Here is a 19,613-nt window from a genome sequence, read left to right as displayed (position 1 = left end):
CCGCAACGCAGGCCGTTTCATCGGGGAACGATTCGAATCATGTTCAGCCACCAGCTCAGGATTGCCGCCACGGGTCTCGTCATCCTCATTCTGATGGGTACGCTCGGGTACCACGCCACCGAGGGCTGGGAGATCCTGGATTCATTCTACGCCACCGTCGTCACGATCTCGACGGTCGGCTACGGCGACTTCATGCCCCGCACCCTGCAGGGCCGGCTGTTCACCATCGTTCTGATTCTGCTCGGCGTGGGAACGATGTTCTACACCGTGGGACTCCTGGCTCAGAACATGGTGGAGGGAAGGCTGCGGATCATTCTCGGGAGAGGAAGGCTGGAAAAAATGATCGAAAAAATGAGCAATCACTACATCATCTGCGGCTGCGGGCGGATCGGGCACCTCATCGGCAGGGAGCTGAAGGCGGAAAAGGTCCCCTTCGTCGTGATCGACAGCAGCGCCGAGGTGATCGAGCGAATCGCCGAAGAGGGGTTCATCTATTGCAAAGGCGACGCCACCCAGGACAAGTGCCTCATCGAGGCGGGGGTGAAGCGGGCCAGGGGGGTTGTCTGCGTGCTGCCCTCGGACGCCGAAAACCTGTACGTGATCCTGACCTCCAAGGAACTCAACCCGAACGTCTGGATCCTCTCCCGTTCCGAGGACGAGGCCTCGGAACACCGCCTCCTGCGGGCCGGGGCCGACCGGGTCATGTCCCCCTACACCTTCGGGGGCATGCGGATGTCCATGGCCATCCTGCGGCCCGCGATGCTGGACTTCATCGAGATCACGACCAACCGGGCCAGCCTGGAACTGCGCATGGAGGAGATGAACGTCTGCGAGGGCTCGTCCATCATCGGCAAGACACTGGAGGATTCGGAGATCCGCCTGAAATACGGACTCATCATCGTGGCGGTCAAGAAAGAGTCGGGGAGGATGATCTTCAACCCGCTGGCGACCTACGTGATCGAACGGGGGGACAAGCTCATCGCCATGGGGGAGGACGAGAACGTGGCGCGCCTTTCGCGGGTCTGCCTTACGTGACTACCGGGTTTGCGGACAGACCAGCCGGCTCCGTCAGAAAATCCCCGCCTCGCACCCGCCGGCCAGGACCCCGCCCAGCTCCCGACACTGCTCCAGGACCTCCTCTTTGAGGGCTCCCCGGGAGATGACCGGTTCGATGACCCGCTTGAACTTGTACCCCAGGGCGATCCGCTCGACCGCCGCCAGGGCTCCCGTTCCGTCGTTTCCGGCGCTGACGAAGACCGCGTAGGGTTTCCGGAAGACCTTGTCCTGGGCGGGATAGAAGGTCCGGTCGAAGAAGTCCTTCACGGCCCCGGCCATGTAGCCGAAGTTCTCGGGTGTCCCGACGGCCAGGCCGTCGGCGGCTAGAAGATCGTCCAGGGTCGCGTCGCCGGCCCGCTTCAGGACCGCAACGGCACCCTCGATTTGCCCCACGCCCTCCGCCACGGCCCGGGCCATCCGCTCCGTGTTGCCCGTCTGGGAGGAATAGACAATCAGGATTCGGGGCATGGTATGGATCACCAGACCTTGATCTTTTCCAGGAAAGGCTTCTTTTCCTTGAAGGAATCGGCCATGTCGGAGATGATGTCGTCCAGGAGTTTTCCCGCCGAATCGGCCTCGGACTCGCGGTCGATCATGCTCAGGAGCTTCTTTTCTCCCAGGTTCTTCGCCTTGGACCGCTTCATGATCTCGCCGGACCAGAGCACCTGGCCCGTCTCCACCTTGAGGAGCTTGGCGGTGAGGTGGACTTCCGAGTAGAGGACGAAGTTGCCCTTCCGCTCTTCCTGGTAGGTGTGGAGGGTTCCCGTCAGGATCGTGTCGGCGCCGAGCTGGCGCAGCTTTTCCCGGGTCGTTTCATCGATCATTGCCCCGCCGGCCTGCTGGAACTTGGCCTCTTCCATGATCTTCCTCGTGTCCGTCCGATCCACGATCCGGAACCTTGAATCCACAAGGGCGGCGGTAAACTTGTCGACCAGGACTTCCCGCGCCAGGTTTATTCCCGGTCCGCGGTCGAAGTTCAGGATGGCGATGCGCTGAATGCGAGCCGCGTCAAATTCCCGCGAGGCGTTGATCTTGTGAATCACCGGCGGGGCGCAGCCGGTAACGAGAACCAGGATCAGCCCCGACAGGACGAGCAGCGATCTTCTTCCCATGATGTTCCACCTCCCCCGATTTGCGAACGGCCTTTATCTATCCGCAGCGGCACGGCTTGTCAATCGCCAGGTTGCAGGGTCTCCTCCCGGAAGCGAGAGGCAACAGGCGCTCTGAAAAATCAGCCGGATTCTTTGTCGTACAACATGGAAAACAAATCCGACCCGTTATCGGAGGCGCCCGTTGCCTTACAGAAAAATGTTACCGAAGCGGGGGATCGAATCATCGACGGGCGGTGGTCAGCGGGTTGATTTTCACGGGCGGTTGTGGCAAGGTCTTCGGGAACCCCGCGCCGCATCAACGAATCCGGAGGACACGCCTTGCCCATGGAGCGAAACCGGCAGTATCCGCTTCGCCTCGCCGAAGGTCTGACTGTCCTGGGACACGACTATTTCCACCATTACCTGATCGAAGGCACGGACCGATCCGCCCTGGTGGAGGCCGGCGTATCCGCCACGGCCGACCTCGTCATCGGCCAGCTTTCCTCCCTCGGGGTCCGTCCCGATTTTCTCGTCGTCAGCCACCCCCATGCGGACCACATCAACGGCCTTCCCGCCCTGCGGGAAGCCTTTCCCGGCGCGACCGTCATCGCCGGGGAGGGGGCTCCGGAGTTCCTGGCCCATCCCCGCACGGGCGCCTCGCTCGTGGCGGACGACCGCTTCATCACCCGGTTCCTCGCCGGCAAGGGCCTGCGGACCGACCGACCGACCCTCGCGGAACCTCCATCCCTGGAAGGCTGCCGGGTCGTGAGCGAAGGCGAATCGATCGACCTGGGCGGGCGGACCTTGGTCTTCCTGGACGCCCCGGGACACTCCCCGGGCAACCTGGCCGTCCACGTCCCGGAGACCGGCGTCCTGCTTGTCTCCGACAGCCTGGGCTACCTGCTGCCGGGTCAGGGATTCTTCCCCATCTACTTCACCGGCTATGCCGATTACATGAAAACCATCGACCGGTTCGAGGCCCTGAGGCCCCGGTTCATCGGCCTCCCCCACCAGGGAACCTTCTCGGGCGCCGAAGAGGTGTCCCGGGCCTTCGCGGAGGCCCGCCGGGCCGCCCGGGAGATCCGGGAGCGGATCCTCGGCGACTCCCGGCCGGACGAGGAAATCCTCCGCGATCTCTACACTGCGAGCTATCGGGACGAGCTGACCCTGTATCCAGAAGAGAACATCATCGGCTGCTGCCGGCTCCTGCTCCGCAGGAGCCGTGAATCCACGAAAGGAGAATCATCATGAAGGTCGTCGCGCTGAATGGAAGCGCCCGCAAGGACGGGAACACCGCCATCCTCCTGAACCTGGTTCTGGATGAGCTGAAGGCCGAGGGAATCGGAACGGAACTGATCCAGATGGCCGGCCGGGCCCCCCAGGGCTGCCTCGCCTGCTACAAATGCTTCAAGAACAAGGACCGGCGATGCTCCGTCGACAAGGACATGGTCAACGAGGTGATCGGAAAGATGCTGGACGCGGAGGGCATTCTCCTTGGCTCCCCGACCTATTTCTCCGACGTGTCGGCGGGCATGCGGGCCTTCATCGAGCGCTGCGGATTCGTCGGCCGGGCCAACGACTACATGCTCAAGCGCAAGGTCGCCGCCTCCGTGGTGGCCGTCCGCCGCGCCGGCGCCGTCCCCGCCTTCAATTCCATGAACCTGTTTCTACACTACATGCAGACGGTCATGCCCGGGTCGAGCTACTGGAGCCTCGGGGTCGGCCGGGACCCCGGCGACGTCCTCAAGGACCAGGAGGGGGTGCAGACCATGAAGGACCTGGGCCGGAACATGGCCTGGCTTCTGAAGAAAATCAACGGCTGACGGGGAGGAGCGATTCATGATGAAACGCTGCCGGCACCGTCTGCTCCCGACCCTGCTCCTGGCAATCACCATCATTGTGGTGCCGGCCACGGTACCGGCCCGTGAGGGAACGGCCCCTTGCATTCCCGTCTTCGACGTTCCTTCCCAGGCGGTCCTCTTCGGCGAGACCGTTCCCCTGGAGCGGCAGGACCTGCGGGAACTTCTGGATGAATCGCTCATCGTCACCGCCTACAACCACGAGCGGGTCATCCTGCTGCTCAAACGCGCCGCCCGATATTTCCCGTACCTGGAAAAGAAGCTGCACGAGCGGGGTCTCCCGGACGACCTGAAGTACGTCGCCGTGGCGGAGAGCTCGCTGCGCACCTACGCCTACTCGTCGGCGAAAGCCGTGGGTCCCTGGCAGTTCATTGAATCCACGGCCAAACGCAACGGACTCCGGGTCAACACCTGGTTCGACGACCGGCTCAGCTTCGAGCGCTCCACCGAAGCCGCATTGCATTACTTCGAGATCCTGCACCGGAAGTTCGGATCCTGGACCCTGGCCGCCGCCGCCTACAATGCCGGCGAGCAGAGGATCCACAGCGCCATGGACATCCAGGGGCAGAAGAACTATTTCGACCTGAACCTGCCCATCGAGACAGAGCAGTACATCTTCCGCATCCTCGCCGCCAAGATCATCCTGACCAATCCGCAGTTCTTCGGATACCGGATCCCCCCGGGGCTCCTCTATCCGCCCCTGGTCTTCGACCGGGTGGAGTTCGACAGCCCTCGCGAGGTTCCCGTGACCCTGCTGGCCAAGGCCTGCGACACGACCTACAAGGTCATCCGGGAGCTGAACCCGGAGATCCGGGGGCATTCTCTCCCCGCGGGTCATCACAGCCTCAATGTTCCGCGCGGCAAGGCGGATCGCTTCAAGACCGCCTTCCCATCGCTTCTGGCCGGCGAGCCGGCCAAACCAAACCGGCATCCCCGCAAGAAGCGGAGACGATGAAAACGATCCGATGGCGGATCGTCCAGGTTCCGCCCGGATGACGGTCCCGCCGTCCGGAGGACCCCGTCCCCCGGGCATCCAGCGTTCATGAGAGGGAGGTGCGCCATGTCATACAAGAAATCCATTTACCTCAGTGCGTCGGAGGACCGGCTGGAAAGACTCATTGAGGAGCGGCTGATCCCCGGAGCGGACAAAGAGAAGATCGACAACCGCATCTGGGATCTGTTCGGCGAGACCTGGTGTGTCATGTTCACTGACCTGTCGGGCTTCTCCCGCAACGTCGCCCAATTCGGGATCATCCATTTCCTGCAGACGATTTTCGAGTCCCAGCGCATCCTGATCCCGATCATCGAAAATCACGACGGCATCCTGCTGAAGGTGGAGGGGGACAGCTTCATGGTGATCTTCCGAAACGTCCCGAAGGCCCTTGAATGCTCCATCGAGATGCAACACACACTCCGGACGTACAACGAGAACCGCCCCGAAGAGGAGCGGATTCTCCTCTGCATCGGACTGGGATACGGGCGAATCCTCCGGATCGGCGACACTGACGTCTTCGGTGCGGAGGTGAACGCCGCCAGCAAGCTCGGGGAAGACACCGCCAAGGCCTGGGAAATCCTGGTGACCCGGGCGGTCAGCAATCATGCGGGGGACATGAAGGAACTGGGATTCGAGGAGATCGACGAGGTTCCCCCGGGTGCGGAGAAGGCCTACCGGGTCATCTACAAATGACCGACGACAGCCCGTCGAAAGCAGGAAGAGGGACCGGTTAATCAACGATCCCTCTTTTTCAACAGCCGCTTAGAATATCCCCAGTTCCTTTCCCAACTCCCTGAACAGCGGCGGAAACTCCGGCTGGAAGTTCAGAAACACGGGGACGGGATACGTGGCGCCCACCTTTTTCCCGGCCTCCCGGAGGTCCGCCGCCAGGTCTGCAAGCGCCGCTCCCGGGATCGAAAAGACCATCTCGTCGTCCTGCGTCAGGGAGAAGACGCGGTCCCCCGTACCCGGAACGGCGATGCGGGCCTCCTGCGTCCGGAAAGGTGCCAGCAGGTATTCCGTGCACTCGACCTTCCCCCCAAAGTGGCCGGCAACCCGCTTCCCGGTCCGGTAGGTCCAGGCATGGACGAGCCGCATGAGCTGTGCCGGATTGCCGTAAAAGGCCACCGTGTCCGGATCGAAGGCCGCCCGGTGCAGGGGGGCCAGCAGGATGGCATCGTACTCCCTTTTCCCGAGACGGACGATCGTCTCGGCCTCTGCGCTGCCCACCTCCTCGCTCCGTGAATAGCTTCCGCCGCAGAACAGCCGGGCCAGGGCGGACGCGGAGTCCTCCGCATTGCTGAATCCGAAGGCGATGGCCGCGGGAACGCAGACCAGGTCCTCTTTTGCCAGGCCAACGGTCCAGCCGTAGAGGCGGGCCATCGTGACAGCCTGGCAGAGGGCCACCCGCTTGCCCATCCCCGCGGCGGGCCGGCGCGTCTTCTCGGGAAAATCGTTCGCGTCTTTCAGGAATTTAACCGCCACCGGAAACGTCCTGAGCCGCAGGGTATTCCGGATGGCCTCCGCCGCTTCGATCCGTTGCTGGCTGTCCATTGCCTCCTCCCCATGCATGGAAACGTCCGGTGAATCCCGGAAGGTTTACAGATGATGATGCGGAAACGCTACTTCGCCGGAGCCGCAGCCCCCGGCAGCGTCAACCGCCCCTCCGCCTGAAGTTTCGACAGGACGGCCTGGATCTGCGGCATGGCCGCCTGGGCGGCCCGCTCGCCTTCCAGGATGGCCTGGTGGCGTTTCGTAAAATCGGCGGAGCCGATGCCGGCCACGTTGGGGCGGATCAGGACGTCCGCCCTTTGCACCTGGGCCTGGGCGATTCGATAGTACATGATGTCCACGGACTTGAGGATCGTCTCCAGGGTGCTTTCGGGAACGGTCCGGTCCACACCGCCGGAGATGTCCACGGCAATGACCACGTCGGCGCCGTAACGCCGCGCCACGTCGACGGCCACGGGGTTCACGGTACCGCCGTCCACGTAAGTCTGCCCGGCGATCCGGGCGGGCCGGAAGATCCCCGGGATGGAGCAGCTCGCCCGGACGGCCATGCCCGCGTTGCCCGTCCCGAAGACAACCTCCTCCCCCGTCTGGATGTTGGTTGTCACGGCGTGGAAGGGAATGCGCATCTGCTCGATGGGGGTGTTCCGGACGGTCCGGTTGACCCAGTTTTCGAGCTTTTTGCCCTCGACGAAGCCGTTATTGGGCAGGACCAGGTCCACGAGGTCGTCCCGCTCCAGCACCAGGGCCATCTTCTGCAGGGTGAAGGCATCAAAGCCGTAGGCGTAGAGGCTGCCGACAAAGCTGCCGACGCTGGTGCCCACGACCATGTGCACAGGGACCCGGTTCATCTCCAGGACCTTGAGAACCCCGACGTGGGCGAAGCCCTTGGATGCCCCGGCGCCGAGCACAACGGCGATCCGCGCGGGCTTCATAACGGTAGGCGGGACAACCTTCGGAGCACAGGACCAGAACAGGAGGCAGACAAAGAAAAGCACCAGGGAGCGGCCGACGAGGGCCGCCCGGCGATTCGAATCCAAAATGTGATTCATGATCGCGCCATCAATAGACCGGGAAATCCTGGACCCGGTCCCGGAGGTACATCTGCTCCTTGTACTTCATATGGTAGTAGAGGCACATTTCGTAATCGCCGATGGCGAAGTGGGAGCGGCTCAGGCTCAGATAGGCATCCGTAACGTTTGGATCCTCAAGGATGGCCTTTTTCATCTCCACGATGGCCTTCCGATGCTCCTGCGTTCCCATGAGCGCCAGGCCGTCCCGGTGGCTTGACAGGGCTCCGGCGTCGCGCTGGTCCTTCAAATCCGAGTAGTAGTCCGTCTTCGCGGCACACCCCGCGGCCAGCAACAGCGCGGCCAGCAGGCAAAAACAGGCAATGCGCTTCATGATTGTACCCGCTCCTTTCTTCCTGCAGATTTCTCCTGAAAAAAACACCGGGAGAAGATAACCGATCCTCTCCCGGTTGTCCATGAAATTGTTGAGTTTCAGACGACCCCCCGCTCCTGGAGCTCCCGGAGCTTCACGGGACCGTACCCGAGGTACTTCAGGTAGACGAAACCGTTATCGTACCCCACGGGCCTGCAGACCCACTTGGTCCTGGGCGGCGTCTCCGTGGATTTCCACTGGGCCTGGGCGCAGAGGATGGAGCCGTAGACCGGATCCTGGACAGGCGTGAAGACCCCGCGGTCGTGCCAGACCTCGTCCTGCATGGCCTTCCAGGGGGAGACAATCTCCGCCACCACCGGCGTGATGGGGGCCAGCCGCCCGCTCTTGGCGTAGTCGATGGATTTCTGCGTCAGCTCCTCGCTCGTGTACATCACCGTTTCGGGATTGATCATGGCCTGGTACTTGAGCTGCCAGTCCTTCTTCATGAAGGGGGCCAGGGTAGTCCAGGTGTCTGCCTCCCAGGCGTCGTACTTGCCGATGATGTCCACGAAGGCCTTCCACATCTCCAGGCGGAGCCCGCCGAGGAAGACGCCGCCGTCCTTTGTGGGATAGAAGCCGTAAAGCCACAGGCATGTATCGAGATTGCCGAAGCGCTCGTTGATGACCCCCTTGTCGGCGTACCAGTGGAGCATGTAGTCGTTCAGCCGCTCATAGGCCTCGGGCGTGGAGACGTCGAGGGCCTGCCCCTCGCCCGTTTCTTCGCGGTGATGCAGCGCCGCGAGGATGCCCAGGGCGGCGAAGGTGCCCGAGACGGACCAGGCGATCCAGGGTCCCGCCTTGGTGGACGTGGCGTAGGGCATGTCAGCCAGGGTCTTCCCTTCCGGAAGAACCTCCCCGGTGGCGTACTGGACGCCGGAGCGGGCCTGGGCCACGTTGTCGTAGTCATACTGCTTCCGTCCGGACTCCGGCCCGAACTGTCCATAGCCGGTGATGGAGGTCTGGATGAGCCGCGGGTTCAGCTTTGCCAGCTCCTCGTAGCCCAGTCCCCAGGCGTCCATGACACCCGCGGGGTAGGTCTCCACGAGGATGTCCGCCTGACCGACCAGGTTCCTGAAAATCTCCCTCCCCTCCTCCTTCCCGAGGTCCAGGGTAACGTGGTATTTGTTCCTTCCCTCCTGCAGGTAGGCCATCCCCGTCCCCTTATGGAGAAAGCCGTTGGGGGAATAGCTGCGCACCAGGTCGCCCCCCGGGGGCTCGATCCGGATGGTCTCCGCTCCCAGCTCCGCCAGGAGAGACGTGCAGTAGGGTCCGGCCATGCTGCGGGAGCTCAGGTCCAGGATCACCAGGTCGTCGAGGGCCTCCGGCTTCTCGAAATTCTTCGCCGGATCGTCCAGCGACCGGATGTGATCCGCCCAGTCCGCCCATTTCGGTCTCTTGTGTTCTGCCATGGTCGATCACCTCCTCACGATGGCGCCGGACTGGCCGTCCCAGTCGGGTGGGGGCCGGCGTCCCTGCTGGTCTTTCCACTTTCCGAGCACGCCGTGGAGATAGAGCTCGTCGATCTGCGCCTGGCTCCGCCCGAGGATCTTCGTCATGATGAACTCGTTGTCGAAGCCGACAGGGCGCACGGTCCATTTGATACTGGGCGGTGTCCGGGACATCATGACGGGGAAATCGTGCTCCGGATAGCGTCCGTAAAGAGGGTCGTCGATCTCCTTCACAAAGCCCCGCTCGCGCCGCTGGGGATCCGTATTCATGTCCACCGCGTTGTGAAGGCGCGTAGCGGAGAATCCGTTCTGTTTCCCGAGGCTCTCGATCTCTTCCGCCGTTTTGGTGGCGGCCCAGTCGGCGATGATCTTCAGGATCGCCATGGCGTTTTCGTCCTGGAGGCGGACGGCGTGGTCCGCATAGCGGGGGTCATTCGCCAGTTCGGGCCTGCCCATGGCCTTGCAGAGCCCCAGGAACTCGTCGGGCGCCGGGGCGGCGAGGGCCGCCAGGAGCCCGTCCCTGCAAAGGAACGTATCCGCGGGGCAGATGCACTGGTCCCGGTTTCCCGCCGGCTCGACTCCCTTCTGGGCGAGTTGCTGGTAGGGCCAGACCCAGCTCATGGTCCGCATAATGTTCTCGCTCTGGGACATCTCGATGAACTGCCCCTTGCCGGTTTTCCGGCGATGGTGCAGGGCCGCAAGCACCGCCACCTCCCCCATGAGGCCGCCGTAGTAGTCGCAGATCCAGATGGCCTGCTTGAGGGGCGGGCGACCCGGAAAGCTGGAGATCCAGGCGTATCCCGAGAGGGCCTGGGCCGCGCCGTCGTTGGAGGGCCGGTCCTGTTCGGCATAGAGACCCCACTGGCCGAAGCCGTTCTTCTCGATGTAGATGATGCCGGGGTTGACTTCCTTGACCTGTTCGTAGCCGATGTTCCAGCGCCGGGTAACGCCGGGACGAAGGTTGAACTCGATGATGTCGGCCCTGGCGGCCAGTTCCTTGAAGATCTGCTGGCCCATGTCGATATGGAGGTCCAGGGCCATGTAGTACTTGTTTGGGTTGATGTGCATGAACATGGGGGACTGTTCCTTGTAGAACCACCCGAAGGGGTTCAGGGAACGGGTCACGTCTCCCATGGGTGGAAGTTCGATCTTGATGACCTCGGCGCCCATCTCGGCCAGGAACGACGGCCCCGAAGGCCCGAACAGCAGCGTGCAGACCTCCAGGACCCGGACTCCCTTCAGCGGGCCGGGCCGGGCGAACTTGTTTTTCACATAATCCTTGAAGACTCCTGCCATAATCCCTCCTTTTGCGGAAAAAAAGATGTCCTCTTTTCCGGTTCCCCTGGTGGCAACCCGAGCTTCGCGGATGGCCGCTCTCCGGCGGCCTGTTCAGGATCACCTCCTTTCCATCTGCATTTTTCGGGATTTTCGGCCGGATATCTCTCTCCGAAAATCCGTTTTGAGACCATACTGAGAATGGATGCGAAATGCCGGCTCCAAACCGGAGCGGTGAGGGCGCGCAGGAGGCAACGGGAGCGGGATGAAGAGCGCGAATCGCACCCGGGCCGCCGGTGCAGCTCGAATGGTTTCGGACAACGGGTTTTTTACAGGCTACTTCTGTGTGAGTTTCTTTGCCAGATCCGGAAGCTCGTTGAGAAGATCCTCCTCCCGGCCGACCGGGGCCTTGAGGGAACCGGCGGAGATCGTTCCCATCGTCTCGATGTCGGTTCGCTTCGTCTGCAGGACCGTCGTGCTTCCGAGCGATCCGAGGCGGCCCGTGACGGACTGCCGGGCCGCCAGCCAGCGGCCCATCTTCACGGCGTCCTTTTCCTGGACCAGGCCGGACTGCTGGAGCTTCAACTCGTCCATGGCCCGTGTCAGGTCTTCCCGGTTGACCAGATCGAAAGAACCGAGTTTCAGAATCTCCTCCCGGAGGGCCTCCGTGAGGATCAGGCCGGCGATCTGCATGGGCTGCGTCGTCTCCAGATCGTAGACCACCAGGCGCGTTTTTCCGGACTCCGGGGCGGACTGGATCAAGGGCATTCGTTCGCGGGCCTGCGAGGCCGGCTCGGCGGCCGGCTGTCGCCGGTCTGCAACAGCGGGAACCCCGGAGGGAGGCGGAGACGGCTTCTTCGCCTCCACGACCGGCTCGGGAGGCGAGGGCGTCTTTTCCCTTTTCCTCCGAACGGTTCCCGGCCTTTCCTTTGGGACCCTTTTGGGCGCCGCTGCCACGGCCGCCGGAGTCTCCGCAAGTGGCTCTTTCTCCGGCCTCGCTTCGGTCACGGGCGCGGCCGGCATCCCCTGCGGCCCCATCCGCTCCATGGTCCGGCCCTTCCGGATCGCCGTGGCCAGGAGGTCCCCCTTGGCCTGCCGGAAGATCTCGAAATAGGTCTGGCGGATGATTTTCCGGAATTCCTCCTTGTGGCTGCCCGTCCCCATCAGGAATGTCCCCGGATGGTTCTTGCTCTCGAATGTCTTGCCGGTCTCCAGGTTGATCCAGAGCGTCTGGAAGAAAAAGAATCCCTGGAAGCCCCGGCGGGCAATGACGACGTAATCGGCGTGGAGGGCCCGGCCGACCTTTTTGGCAGCATCCCAGCCGTTGCTCTGCCAAATGATACGCTCGGGGTCCTGTCCCATCAGAACGGCGTCCACATCCTCCTGGGGAACAACCGTGTATATCCCGGTAGTCCCAAGGAAGCGCACCAGTGGCCTGGCCATGTTCTCTGCGTATTCCTTGTGTGACGTCGCCCAGTAATGTCTGGTGCCGGACAGGGCATCGGAGACGGGAAGGAAGAAAACCCGGAGTTTGGCCGTCGACGGCGGGGGCGGGAGGGTGTTTACCTTGACCTGAGCGCAGGCCGTCACCCCCAGGGCAAGGATCAGGCAGGCCAGAAGAATCCTGCGGCGGTTTCGGGATGATCCGGTCATGGAACATTCCTCTTGTCGGCACGGGGTTCCGAGGCCGGGGGCATCGGAGGATTCCTTATATCACCAATTTTTCATGAAGATCAACCAACTTCCCGGGGAGAGGGCAGGCATTTCCCGCCTGCGCTTCCGGGTCAGGTACCGGCAAGCGATCCGATGAACCGGGCCATGGCCGGGAGGACCCGGTCGCGGGCCTGCTGATGAGGGATATGACCGCAGCCGGGAAGCAGAAGCGCCTCCGCCGGGCCGGCGGCCTGCCGGACGATGGCATCCACCTGGGCCGGCGTTCCGTACCGGTCGTCGGCTCCCTGGATAACCAGGAGCGGACAGGAAACGCGGGGCAGGAAGGACTCGACGTTCCAGTGCCGGAACTCCGCCGAGAGCCAGGTATCCGCCCAGCCGGAGAAGACCGCATCGACCTTGTCCCCGTGGTGGCGGGTCATCCTCTCCCGCAAGTCCGTGGTCCTGTAAAGATCGATGGCCTCCCGGATCCCCCGGAGGGTCTCCTCTTCAACGAAGACATGGGCCGCTTCGGTGATCACCCCCCGGACACGATCCGGATATTCCGCCGCGAAGAGGAGGGCGATGGTTCCGCCGTCGCTGTGACCCACGAGGACCGACCGGTCCAGAGCCAGCGCATCCAGCACTGCCGGCAGGACGTCCAGGGCCTCGTCGTGGAGATAGCGAACCGTTCTGGGAGCAGGAAGCGGAGCGGAGCGGCCGTGCCCGAGCCGGTCATATACAAAGCCCACTGACTCCGCCCGGCTGCAGAGGATTTCCGGGAAGTCCCGCCACTGGCTGATGCTGCCCAGGCCTTCGTGGAGAAACAGGATCGCCGGAGCGGAACCTTCCCGGGATGCGTCGGCCGTCCCGACGGCCTGGACGGCCAGGCGGCGGTCGTGAACAGAGATCTCGAAATGCCGCGATCGCATCGGCAGGGTCCGGCCTCCTCATCATCGGTTGTTTTGGAAACGCTCCCACGATACCGAAAGAGGTCCCGCATTTCATCCACTTTTACAAGGGAACGGTAACTTCTTAATACCTAAACCGAATAAGAGTTCAGTACAAGTTTATCAAGCGTTGCCTCCCTGCCGGTTTCATCCTATCTGTCTCGCGAAATTTCCCCGCTTTCCCTGCCATCCCGACACCATTCGACATTCGGATATTCGCGGCGCCCGCGACCTGCGAAAATCATTTCACACGATGCAGGCCTGCCTGCAGGAAAGAAAGAACCTTTATGAAACGTCTGTCATCCCTTTTTCTTTGCTTGGTCCTGGTCGTTACCCTGCTGTGCGGTGCGGCGGCCGCCGTCTCACCCCCCGATCCCGGCTCGCTGCTCCAGGAATGGAAGCAGTCCGTTTCACCCGCGCCGGACCGCCTGCCGCCGCCCGCGGTGGAGCGGGAAAAGAAAATCGTTGAAGGCCCCGCAAAGGATCCGGGGATCAGGGTCCTGGTCAGGGAGTTTCGTTTCACCGGCGCCGAAGGGATTGCCCGGGAATCCGATCTGCAGGCCCTGGTCAAAGACAGCATCGGGAAACGGATGGGGATGGCCGACCTGCAGCGGACGGCGGCCCTCGTCACCAACTACCTCCGGGAAAAGAAAGACCTGTTCCTGGCCCGGGCCTACCTTCCCCGGCAGGACATCACGGAGGGGATCGTCGAGATTGCCATCCTCGCCGGACGCTTCGACGGGCAGGTCCGGATCGACATGCAGGGCTCCCACCGGATCCGCCCCTCCCTCCTCAAGGGGATCGTCGAACGGGCCCTGCCGGCGGACGGCTCCGCCCGGATGGAGGACGTCGAGCGGGCGGCCCTCCTCATGAACGATCTGCCCGGCATCAGCGCCCGGATCTCCCTGGAACCGGCGGAGACGCCAGGCACAACCCGGATCGTCGTCCTTGCCTCCGAAGGGCCGATCTTCCAGGGGTCGCTGATCGGAAACAGCTTCGGCTCACGGTACACCGGAGCGCTGCAGGGCTTCGGCATGATTGCCGCCAACGATCCCCTGGGAATCGGCGACAGGATCAGACTCCTCGTGATGGGCGCCGAACGCTCGATCGGAGCCGCCGTCTATTACAGCATCCCCTTCGGATCGACCGGATGGAACGGAACCCTGTCCTGCATCAGCCTGGCCGGCAAGCCCGGGAAGGAATTTGCATCCCTCGACATGAAATTCCAGGGTGACGTCATCGGCGCCAAGCTCGAATACCCCCTGCTTCGCTCCCGCCGCTCCGACATCCGGACAGGACTGGAGCTGGAGCATCAGATCCTGGGATCTGAGGCCGCCGGCGTCAACATCAGCGACAGGCGTGTATCCTCGGCGGGCCTTTTCCTGTCGGGCAACCTGGCCGACGCCTTCCGGGGCGGCGGACGGACGGACGCCCTGCTCTCCGTGTCGGGGACCCGTGCGGACCTGTCGGGAAACACCGATGACGAATCCGGCGATGGCGCAGGCCCCGGAGTGAGCGGCGGGGCCTTCAAGCTGAACTACTCGCTGTCACGCCTCCAGAATCTGAACCGCCTTGTCTCCCTTTTCGGATGGGTTCGGGGTCAATTCGCTTCGGACAATCTCGACGCCGCGCATCAGTTTCATCTTGGCGGCGATTCCGGCGTCCGGGCCTACTCGGGACTGGAGGCCTGCGGATCGGAGGGGCACATCCTCACACTCGAGACCCGCCTGGCCCTGCCGTTCATGCCTCCCTGGGCCGCCGCACAGATCATCGGGTTCATCGATACCGGCTGGATCCGGCTCTACAAGGATCTCTGGCCGGGGGCCGTCACGAACGCAACGGGCAAGAACGAATACGGACTCTCCGGCGCGGGTCTCGGGTTTCAGGTTGGAAAATCCGGCCTGTACAGCCTGCGCGCCTACTACGCGCACAGGATCGGCGAAAACGACGGACGCAGCCCCAACGGACTGGATGCCGAGAATCTCGACTCGAACGGCCGCTTCGGCATTGAGTTCATGCTCTTTTTCTAAAGGAATCGATATGAAACGACATCTGCAGCAAATCGTCAGGAAGAAGCCGGCCGCTCCCGCGGCCTGCAGGAGACAGGGCATCGATGCCGGATCGTTCCTTCCGGTGCTGGTTTTTTTCATGATCCTGGCGGGATCCGCTCCGGCTTTTGCCCTCGATCCCAACACCCTCCCCACGGGCGGACAGATCGTCTCCGGCCAGGGTGGCATCGCCCAGACCGGCTCCTCCATGACCGTCACCCAGCAGACCGACCGCCTGATCGCCCACTGGAACACCTTCAACATCGGCCGCGACGCCTCCGTCACCTTCCGACAACCCGGATCCTCCAGCATTGCCCTCAACCGGATCCTGGACCAGACCCCCAGCCAGATCTACGGCCGTCTCTTCGCCAACGGCCAGGTTTTCCTCGTCAATCCCGCGGGCATCTACTTCAGCCCCACCGCCCAGGTCAACGTCGGCGGACTCGTGGCCTCCACCCTCAACATCACCGACGAGGACTTCCTGGCCGGAAACCATTCCTTTGCCCGTTCCGGGACCGCCGGCCGCATCGTCAACGAGGGAAAGATCACCGCCGCCGACGGCGGCTATATCGCCTTCCTCTCCCCGGCCATCTCCAACACCGGAGAGATCGACGCCAGAAACGGCACGGTGGCCATGGCCGCCGGAGACAGGGTGAACCTCGACTTTGCCGGGGACCGCCTCATCAACTTCACCATCCTCCGGGGGACCGTGGACGCACTGATCGAGAACGGGGGGGTTATCCGGGCCAATGGCGGGACCGTGATCCTCTCGGCCATGGCCGCCGGCGAGCTTACCCGGGCCGTGGTGAACCACTCCGGCGTCATCGAGGCCAGGACCCTGGAGAACCGCTCCGGCCGGATCCTCCTCCTGGCCGACAGGGACCGGGGAACCGTGGTCGTCGACGGAACCCTCGACGCCTCCGCCCCCGACGGCGGCGACGGCGGATTCATCGAGACCTCCGCGGCCAAGGTGACCGTCCGGGACGACGCCCGGGTCACCACCCGGGCCGAGGGCGGCGCCACGGGCCTCTGGCTCATCGATCCCCGGGACTTCACCATCGCCGAAAGCGGCGGCGACATGACCGGCGTCGCGGCGACCGCCGCCCTGGCCAACACCAGCCTCACGATCCGGAGTTCCGACGGCGCCGCCGAGGGCAACGGGGACATCTTCGTCAACGATCCCATTACCTGGTCCGCCAACACCTTCACCCTCTCTGCCGACCGCAACATCGAGATCAACCAGGAGCTCTACGGCTCTGGAACGGCCAGGCTCACTTTAGAGTACGGCCAGGGGGCGAAAGACGGCGTCATCAACGGGACCGCGGCGGACTATTTCATCAATGCCAGGGTCAACCTGCCCGAGGGCGAGAACCTTCGCACACGCCTCGGCTCCAAGGGCGCAGAGAAGGTCTTCACCGTCATCACCCGCCTGGGCGCCGAGGGCAGCCGCACCGGAACCGATCTCCAGGGCATGAAAGGAGATCTCACGAAAAACTACGCCCTGGGAGCCGACATCGACGCCTTGGCAACCAGGAACTGGAACCAGACCATGGAGAGACCCGTCGTCATTTACGGCTTCGAACCGATCGGAGACGTCTCGAATCCTTATACCGGCACCTTCGAGGGGCTGGGTCATACCATCTCGAACATCTACATCAAGAATCGCCAGGTCTCGTCCGGCGGCCTGTTCGGCGCGGTCGGAACGAGCGGCGAGGTCCGCAATGTCCGACTGTCCGGCGGCACCATCACGGGATCGGGATCCCTGGGCGCGCTGGTCGGGCGCAACTTCGGGAAGGTGATCAACAGCCACAGCACGGCCACGGTAACCGGCACCGCGGCGATGAATGACGAATACAACGGAACCGGCGGACTGGTGGGATACAACGAAGGAACCATCACCGACTGCGGTCACGGCAATGGCGAGGTGACGGGTATCGGGTACGTAGGCGGCATCGTGGGAGACAATCGGGGGACGATCCGCGACAGCAGCAACAGCGGCACGGTCAGCGGGGATATGTTTGTCGGCGGGATCGCCGGAATCAGCAGAAGAAACAACGGGAAAATCATCAACAGCCGCAATTCCGGAACGGTGGCCGCCAATACGGGTGACGGCGGCGGCATCGCGGGACAGAACGATGGAATCATCACAGGCAGCAAGAACACCGGGTTGGTGAAAGGACTGGCCCGTATCGGCGGGCTCGCCGGCACGAATTCCGGGGCCATCACCCGGAGCGTCAACAGCGGGGAGGTTCGCAATCTCCCCGATAAGGACCTGGACGACGCCGGTGGACTCGCAGGAAAAAACGACATGGGCGGCACCATCGAAGACAGCTGGAACACCGGCGCGGTGACAGGTTCCAAAAGAACCGGCGGGCTCGCGGGATTGAATGGAGGCGAGATCGAAAACAGTTACAACAGCGGGACCGTGACCGGGACCTCCGACGTCGGAGGGGTTGCCGGATGGAATATGAACACCGTGACCGGCTCTTTCAACAATGGGAGCGTGACCGGGACATCGTCCGTCGGCGGGCTCGTCGGACTCAATAGCGGTACGGTATCCAATACCTACAGCACCGGAACGGTTGCCGGCAATTCGTCCGTGGGAGGACTCGTGGGGACGAACGAAGCCGGCGGAACCGTTACGAACAGCTACAGCACAGGCAAGGTGAGCGGCACGTCCGACGTCGGCGGGCTCGTTGGAACGAACAGCGGCAAGGTCACCGGCAGCTTCTGGGACATGGAAGCCTCGGGCCGGACGGTCTCCGCCGCCGGCATCGGCAAGACCACCGCCGAGATGAAGAACCTGGCCACGTTTGCCGCCGCCGGCTGGGATATCGACGATGCCGGCCAGACCGGAAAGGTCTGGCGCATCTATGACGGCTGCACCTATCCCCTCCTCCGGAATTTCATGACGCCCGCCACGGTCATCCTGTCCGATGCCGGCAGGACGAAAGTGTACGACGGAACCACCGCTATAAAAAACGGATCGTACGCGTGGACGAACGTGCCGGACGACTTCGATGAAAGCAAGGTCTACGGATCCGCGGTCTACACAACCGACGGCAAAGACGTTGGAACATACTCCGTGACCATCGGCGGCCTTTACTCCGGACAGCAGGGATACGACATCAAGGGCGACGGCACCTCCACCATCACGATCACCCCCAGGGATGTGACCGTCAGCTACATAGGGAAAGACAAGGTCTACGACGGAACCACGGCGGCCACGGTCACCGGATCGTCTTCGGACATCATCGCCGGCGACAACGTCAGTTTCAGCCAGAAGTCCGATTTCATCGACAAGAACGTCGGAACGGGCAAAGGCATCAGCGTTACCGGCATCTCCCTGGACGGCACGGACAGCGGCAACTACAGGCTCCGGCATTCCGCGGCCGCCGCCTCGGCGGACATCACTCCGGCGCCCCTGACCGTCACGGCCAACGACGACCGGAAGATGCACGACGGAACGGCCTATTCCGGCGGCAACGGCGTCACCTATGCCGGTTTCGTCAACGGGGAAAACGACAGCGTCCTGGGCGGCCTCCTCGCCTACGGCGGATCGAGCCAGGGAGCCGTCCAGGCCGGAACCTACAGCATCGACCCGTCCGGCCTGACGTCGAGCAACTACGATCTCCGGTTCGTCAACGGTATTCTCACCGTTGTCGCCGCGACCCCGCCCGACGTGAACCCGTCAGGCACCGTGACTCCGCCCGGCACGATCCGGCCGCCGGCGGCCGTCATCGAGACGGCACGCGAAAACATCGGGCATGCCGCCAATCTCCGGCAGCGTGAAGAGCGCATATTCTTCGCCTCCGGTTCCTTCCTGGCACCGGTGACCATCCGGACAGCGGGACCGACCACGACCCTGCTCACCGGCGGGGTGGCCATACACGATTCCATGGCCGAGACGGCCACCCTTCCGGTTTTTGTGCAGGACGGAAGAGCGGCACCCGCCTTCGCAGGAGCGTTCCAGGTCCGGGAAAACAATGCCGCCCTCTCCCTGACCCGGACGGCATCGGCGCCGGATGGGACGGCGCCCGGGGTTGCCGATGTCCCCCCGGGGATGTCTGTTTCCTTCTCCCTGACCTCGGCAAACGGCCTGACCTCGCAGCTGACGGCGACGGTCACCCCCGACGGCGTCCTTCTGGTCCGGAACGGCGATTCTTCCCTGCCCGCCGACACCATGGAGGCCGTCCTGACAGGCCTTCAGGTCGCCCGGCAGGAAATGCTGACGAAGCCGGGCGATCTGAAGTCGGTGGTCTTTATCCCATAAAACACATCCCGGCCGGA

16 protein-coding genes are annotated in these 19,613 nt (G+C 63.3%); 7 read left to right on the top strand and 9 right to left on the bottom strand.

Features of this window, described 5'->3' with window-relative positions; all coding sequences use genetic code 11:
- Positions 1 to 39: 39 nt before the first annotated feature.
- Positions 40 to 1,035, top strand: a complete 996-nt coding sequence (locus tag PLO63_10200) for a potassium channel protein (protein HOI74507.1) — start codon at positions 40 to 42, stop codon at positions 1,033 to 1,035.
- Between the two features lie 33 nt (positions 1,036 to 1,068).
- On the opposite strand, the gene PLO63_10195 is transcribed toward PLO63_10200, so the two are convergent.
- Complete coding sequence (locus tag PLO63_10195; GenBank protein ID HOI74506.1) at positions 1,069 to 1,524, bottom strand: NAD(P)H-dependent oxidoreductase; 456 nt, start codon at positions 1,522 to 1,524, stop codon at positions 1,069 to 1,071.
- 8 nt (positions 1,525 to 1,532) lie between these two features.
- Complete coding sequence (locus PLO63_10190; GenBank protein HOI74505.1) at positions 1,533 to 2,168, bottom strand: DUF799 family lipoprotein; 636 nt, start codon at positions 2,166 to 2,168, stop codon at positions 1,533 to 1,535.
- A gap of 324 nt (positions 2,169 to 2,492) precedes the next feature.
- Here PLO63_10190 and PLO63_10185 point away from each other — a divergent pair, with 324 nt between their 5' ends.
- The 4 genes from PLO63_10185 to PLO63_10170 all read left to right on the top strand — a co-directional run bounded on the left by PLO63_10185 (position 2,493) and on the right by PLO63_10170 (position 5,693).
- Positions 2,493 to 3,398, top strand: a complete 906-nt coding sequence (locus tag PLO63_10185; GenBank protein HOI74504.1) for an MBL fold metallo-hydrolase — start codon at positions 2,493 to 2,495, stop codon at positions 3,396 to 3,398.
- Positions 3,395 to 3,970: a flavodoxin family protein gene (locus PLO63_10180; protein ID HOI74503.1), complete on the top strand. Its 576-nt coding sequence runs from the start codon at positions 3,395 to 3,397 to the stop codon at positions 3,968 to 3,970. Before PLO63_10185 ends, PLO63_10180 begins: the two co-directional genes overlap by 4 nt.
- A gap of 16 nt (positions 3,971 to 3,986) precedes the next feature.
- Positions 3,987 to 4,961, top strand: coding sequence for a lytic transglycosylase domain-containing protein (locus tag PLO63_10175; protein ID HOI74502.1), 975 nt, complete (start codon positions 3,987 to 3,989; stop codon positions 4,959 to 4,961).
- A gap of 105 nt (positions 4,962 to 5,066) precedes the next feature.
- A complete protein-coding gene (locus tag PLO63_10170) occupies positions 5,067 to 5,693 on the top strand; it encodes an adenylate/guanylate cyclase domain-containing protein (protein HOI74501.1) in 627 nt (208 codons plus the stop codon).
- Positions 5,694 to 5,762: 69 nt separating this feature from the next.
- On the opposite strand, the gene PLO63_10165 is transcribed toward PLO63_10170, so the two are convergent.
- The 7 genes from PLO63_10165 to PLO63_10135 all read right to left on the bottom strand — a co-directional run bounded on the left by PLO63_10165 (position 5,763) and on the right by PLO63_10135 (position 13,257).
- Positions 5,763 to 6,554, bottom strand: a complete 792-nt coding sequence (locus tag PLO63_10165) for a DUF169 domain-containing protein (protein ID HOI74500.1) — start codon at positions 6,552 to 6,554, stop codon at positions 5,763 to 5,765.
- Positions 6,555 to 6,622: 68 nt separating this feature from the next.
- Positions 6,623 to 7,561, bottom strand: coding sequence for a patatin-like phospholipase family protein (locus PLO63_10160; protein ID HOI74499.1), 939 nt, complete (start codon positions 7,559 to 7,561; stop codon positions 6,623 to 6,625).
- Positions 7,562 to 7,571: 10 nt separating this feature from the next.
- Positions 7,572 to 7,913 (bottom strand): hypothetical protein, encoded by a 342-nt coding sequence (locus tag PLO63_10155; protein ID HOI74498.1) that lies wholly within the window; start codon positions 7,911 to 7,913, stop codon positions 7,572 to 7,574.
- A gap of 98 nt (positions 7,914 to 8,011) precedes the next feature.
- Positions 8,012 to 9,361, bottom strand: coding sequence for a CoA transferase (locus tag PLO63_10150; GenBank protein ID HOI74497.1), 1,350 nt, complete (start codon positions 9,359 to 9,361; stop codon positions 8,012 to 8,014).
- A 6-nt stretch (positions 9,362 to 9,367) separates the two neighbouring features.
- Positions 9,368 to 10,696, bottom strand: coding sequence for a CoA transferase (locus PLO63_10145; protein HOI74496.1), 1,329 nt, complete (start codon positions 10,694 to 10,696; stop codon positions 9,368 to 9,370).
- A gap of 315 nt (positions 10,697 to 11,011) precedes the next feature.
- Entirely contained in the window at positions 11,012 to 12,328 is a 1,317-nt protein-coding gene (locus PLO63_10140) for a hypothetical protein (GenBank protein ID HOI74495.1), read from the bottom strand.
- A 131-nt stretch (positions 12,329 to 12,459) separates the two neighbouring features.
- Positions 12,460 to 13,257, bottom strand: coding sequence for an alpha/beta hydrolase (locus PLO63_10135; protein ID HOI74494.1), 798 nt, complete (start codon positions 13,255 to 13,257; stop codon positions 12,460 to 12,462).
- 305 nt (positions 13,258 to 13,562) lie between these two features.
- Between PLO63_10135 and PLO63_10130 the strand changes: the two genes are divergently transcribed.
- Both PLO63_10130 and PLO63_10125 read left to right on the top strand, forming a co-directional pair.
- Positions 13,563 to 15,305, top strand: a complete 1,743-nt coding sequence (locus PLO63_10130; protein ID HOI74493.1) for a ShlB/FhaC/HecB family hemolysin secretion/activation protein — start codon at positions 13,563 to 13,565, stop codon at positions 15,303 to 15,305.
- Between the two features lie 10 nt (positions 15,306 to 15,315).
- Complete coding sequence (locus PLO63_10125) at positions 15,316 to 19,596, top strand: filamentous hemagglutinin N-terminal domain-containing protein (protein ID HOI74492.1); 4,281 nt, start codon at positions 15,316 to 15,318, stop codon at positions 19,594 to 19,596.
- The last annotated feature ends 17 nt before the right edge of the window (positions 19,597 to 19,613 follow it).

The organism is Syntrophales bacterium (genome assembly GCA_035363115.1).
GTDB lineage: Bacteria > Desulfobacterota > Syntrophia > Syntrophales > PHBD01 > PHBD01.
Note: the sequence above shows the minus strand (reverse complement) of the source record. Positions and strands in the feature narration are given on the sequence as shown.

Bases quoted from the DNA above. Each gene is read 5' to 3' on its own strand.
- PLO63_10200 (HOI74507.1), top strand. From the start codon at position 40: ATGTTCAGCCACCAGCTCAGGATTGCCGCCACGGGTCTCGTCATCCTC.
- PLO63_10195 (HOI74506.1), bottom strand. From the start codon at position 1,524: ATGCCCCGAATCCTGATTGTCTATTCCTCCCAGACGGGCAACACGGAG.
- PLO63_10190 (HOI74505.1), bottom strand. From the start codon at position 2,168: ATGGGAAGAAGATCGCTGCTCGTCCTGTCGGGGCTGATCCTGGTTCTC.
- PLO63_10185 (HOI74504.1), top strand. From the start codon at position 2,493: ATGGAGCGAAACCGGCAGTATCCGCTTCGCCTCGCCGAAGGTCTGACT.
- PLO63_10180 (HOI74503.1), top strand. From the start codon at position 3,395: ATGAAGGTCGTCGCGCTGAATGGAAGCGCCCGCAAGGACGGGAACACC.
- PLO63_10175 (HOI74502.1), top strand. From the start codon at position 3,987: ATGATGAAACGCTGCCGGCACCGTCTGCTCCCGACCCTGCTCCTGGCA.
- PLO63_10170 (HOI74501.1), top strand. From the start codon at position 5,067: ATGTCATACAAGAAATCCATTTACCTCAGTGCGTCGGAGGACCGGCTG.
- PLO63_10165 (HOI74500.1), bottom strand. From the start codon at position 6,554: ATGGACAGCCAGCAACGGATCGAAGCGGCGGAGGCCATCCGGAATACC.
- PLO63_10160 (HOI74499.1), bottom strand. From the start codon at position 7,561: ATGAATCACATTTTGGATTCGAATCGCCGGGCGGCCCTCGTCGGCCGC.
- PLO63_10155 (HOI74498.1), bottom strand. From the start codon at position 7,913: ATGAAGCGCATTGCCTGTTTTTGCCTGCTGGCCGCGCTGTTGCTGGCC.
- PLO63_10150 (HOI74497.1), bottom strand. From the start codon at position 9,361: ATGGCAGAACACAAGAGACCGAAATGGGCGGACTGGGCGGATCACATC.
- PLO63_10145 (HOI74496.1), bottom strand. From the start codon at position 10,696: ATGGCAGGAGTCTTCAAGGATTATGTGAAAAACAAGTTCGCCCGGCCC.
- PLO63_10140 (HOI74495.1), bottom strand. From the start codon at position 12,328: ATGACCGGATCATCCCGAAACCGCCGCAGGATTCTTCTGGCCTGCCTG.
- PLO63_10135 (HOI74494.1), bottom strand. From the start codon at position 13,257: ATGCGATCGCGGCATTTCGAGATCTCTGTTCACGACCGCCGCCTGGCC.
- PLO63_10130 (HOI74493.1), top strand. From the start codon at position 13,563: ATGAAACGTCTGTCATCCCTTTTTCTTTGCTTGGTCCTGGTCGTTACC.
- PLO63_10125 (HOI74492.1), top strand. From the start codon at position 15,316: ATGAAACGACATCTGCAGCAAATCGTCAGGAAGAAGCCGGCCGCTCCC.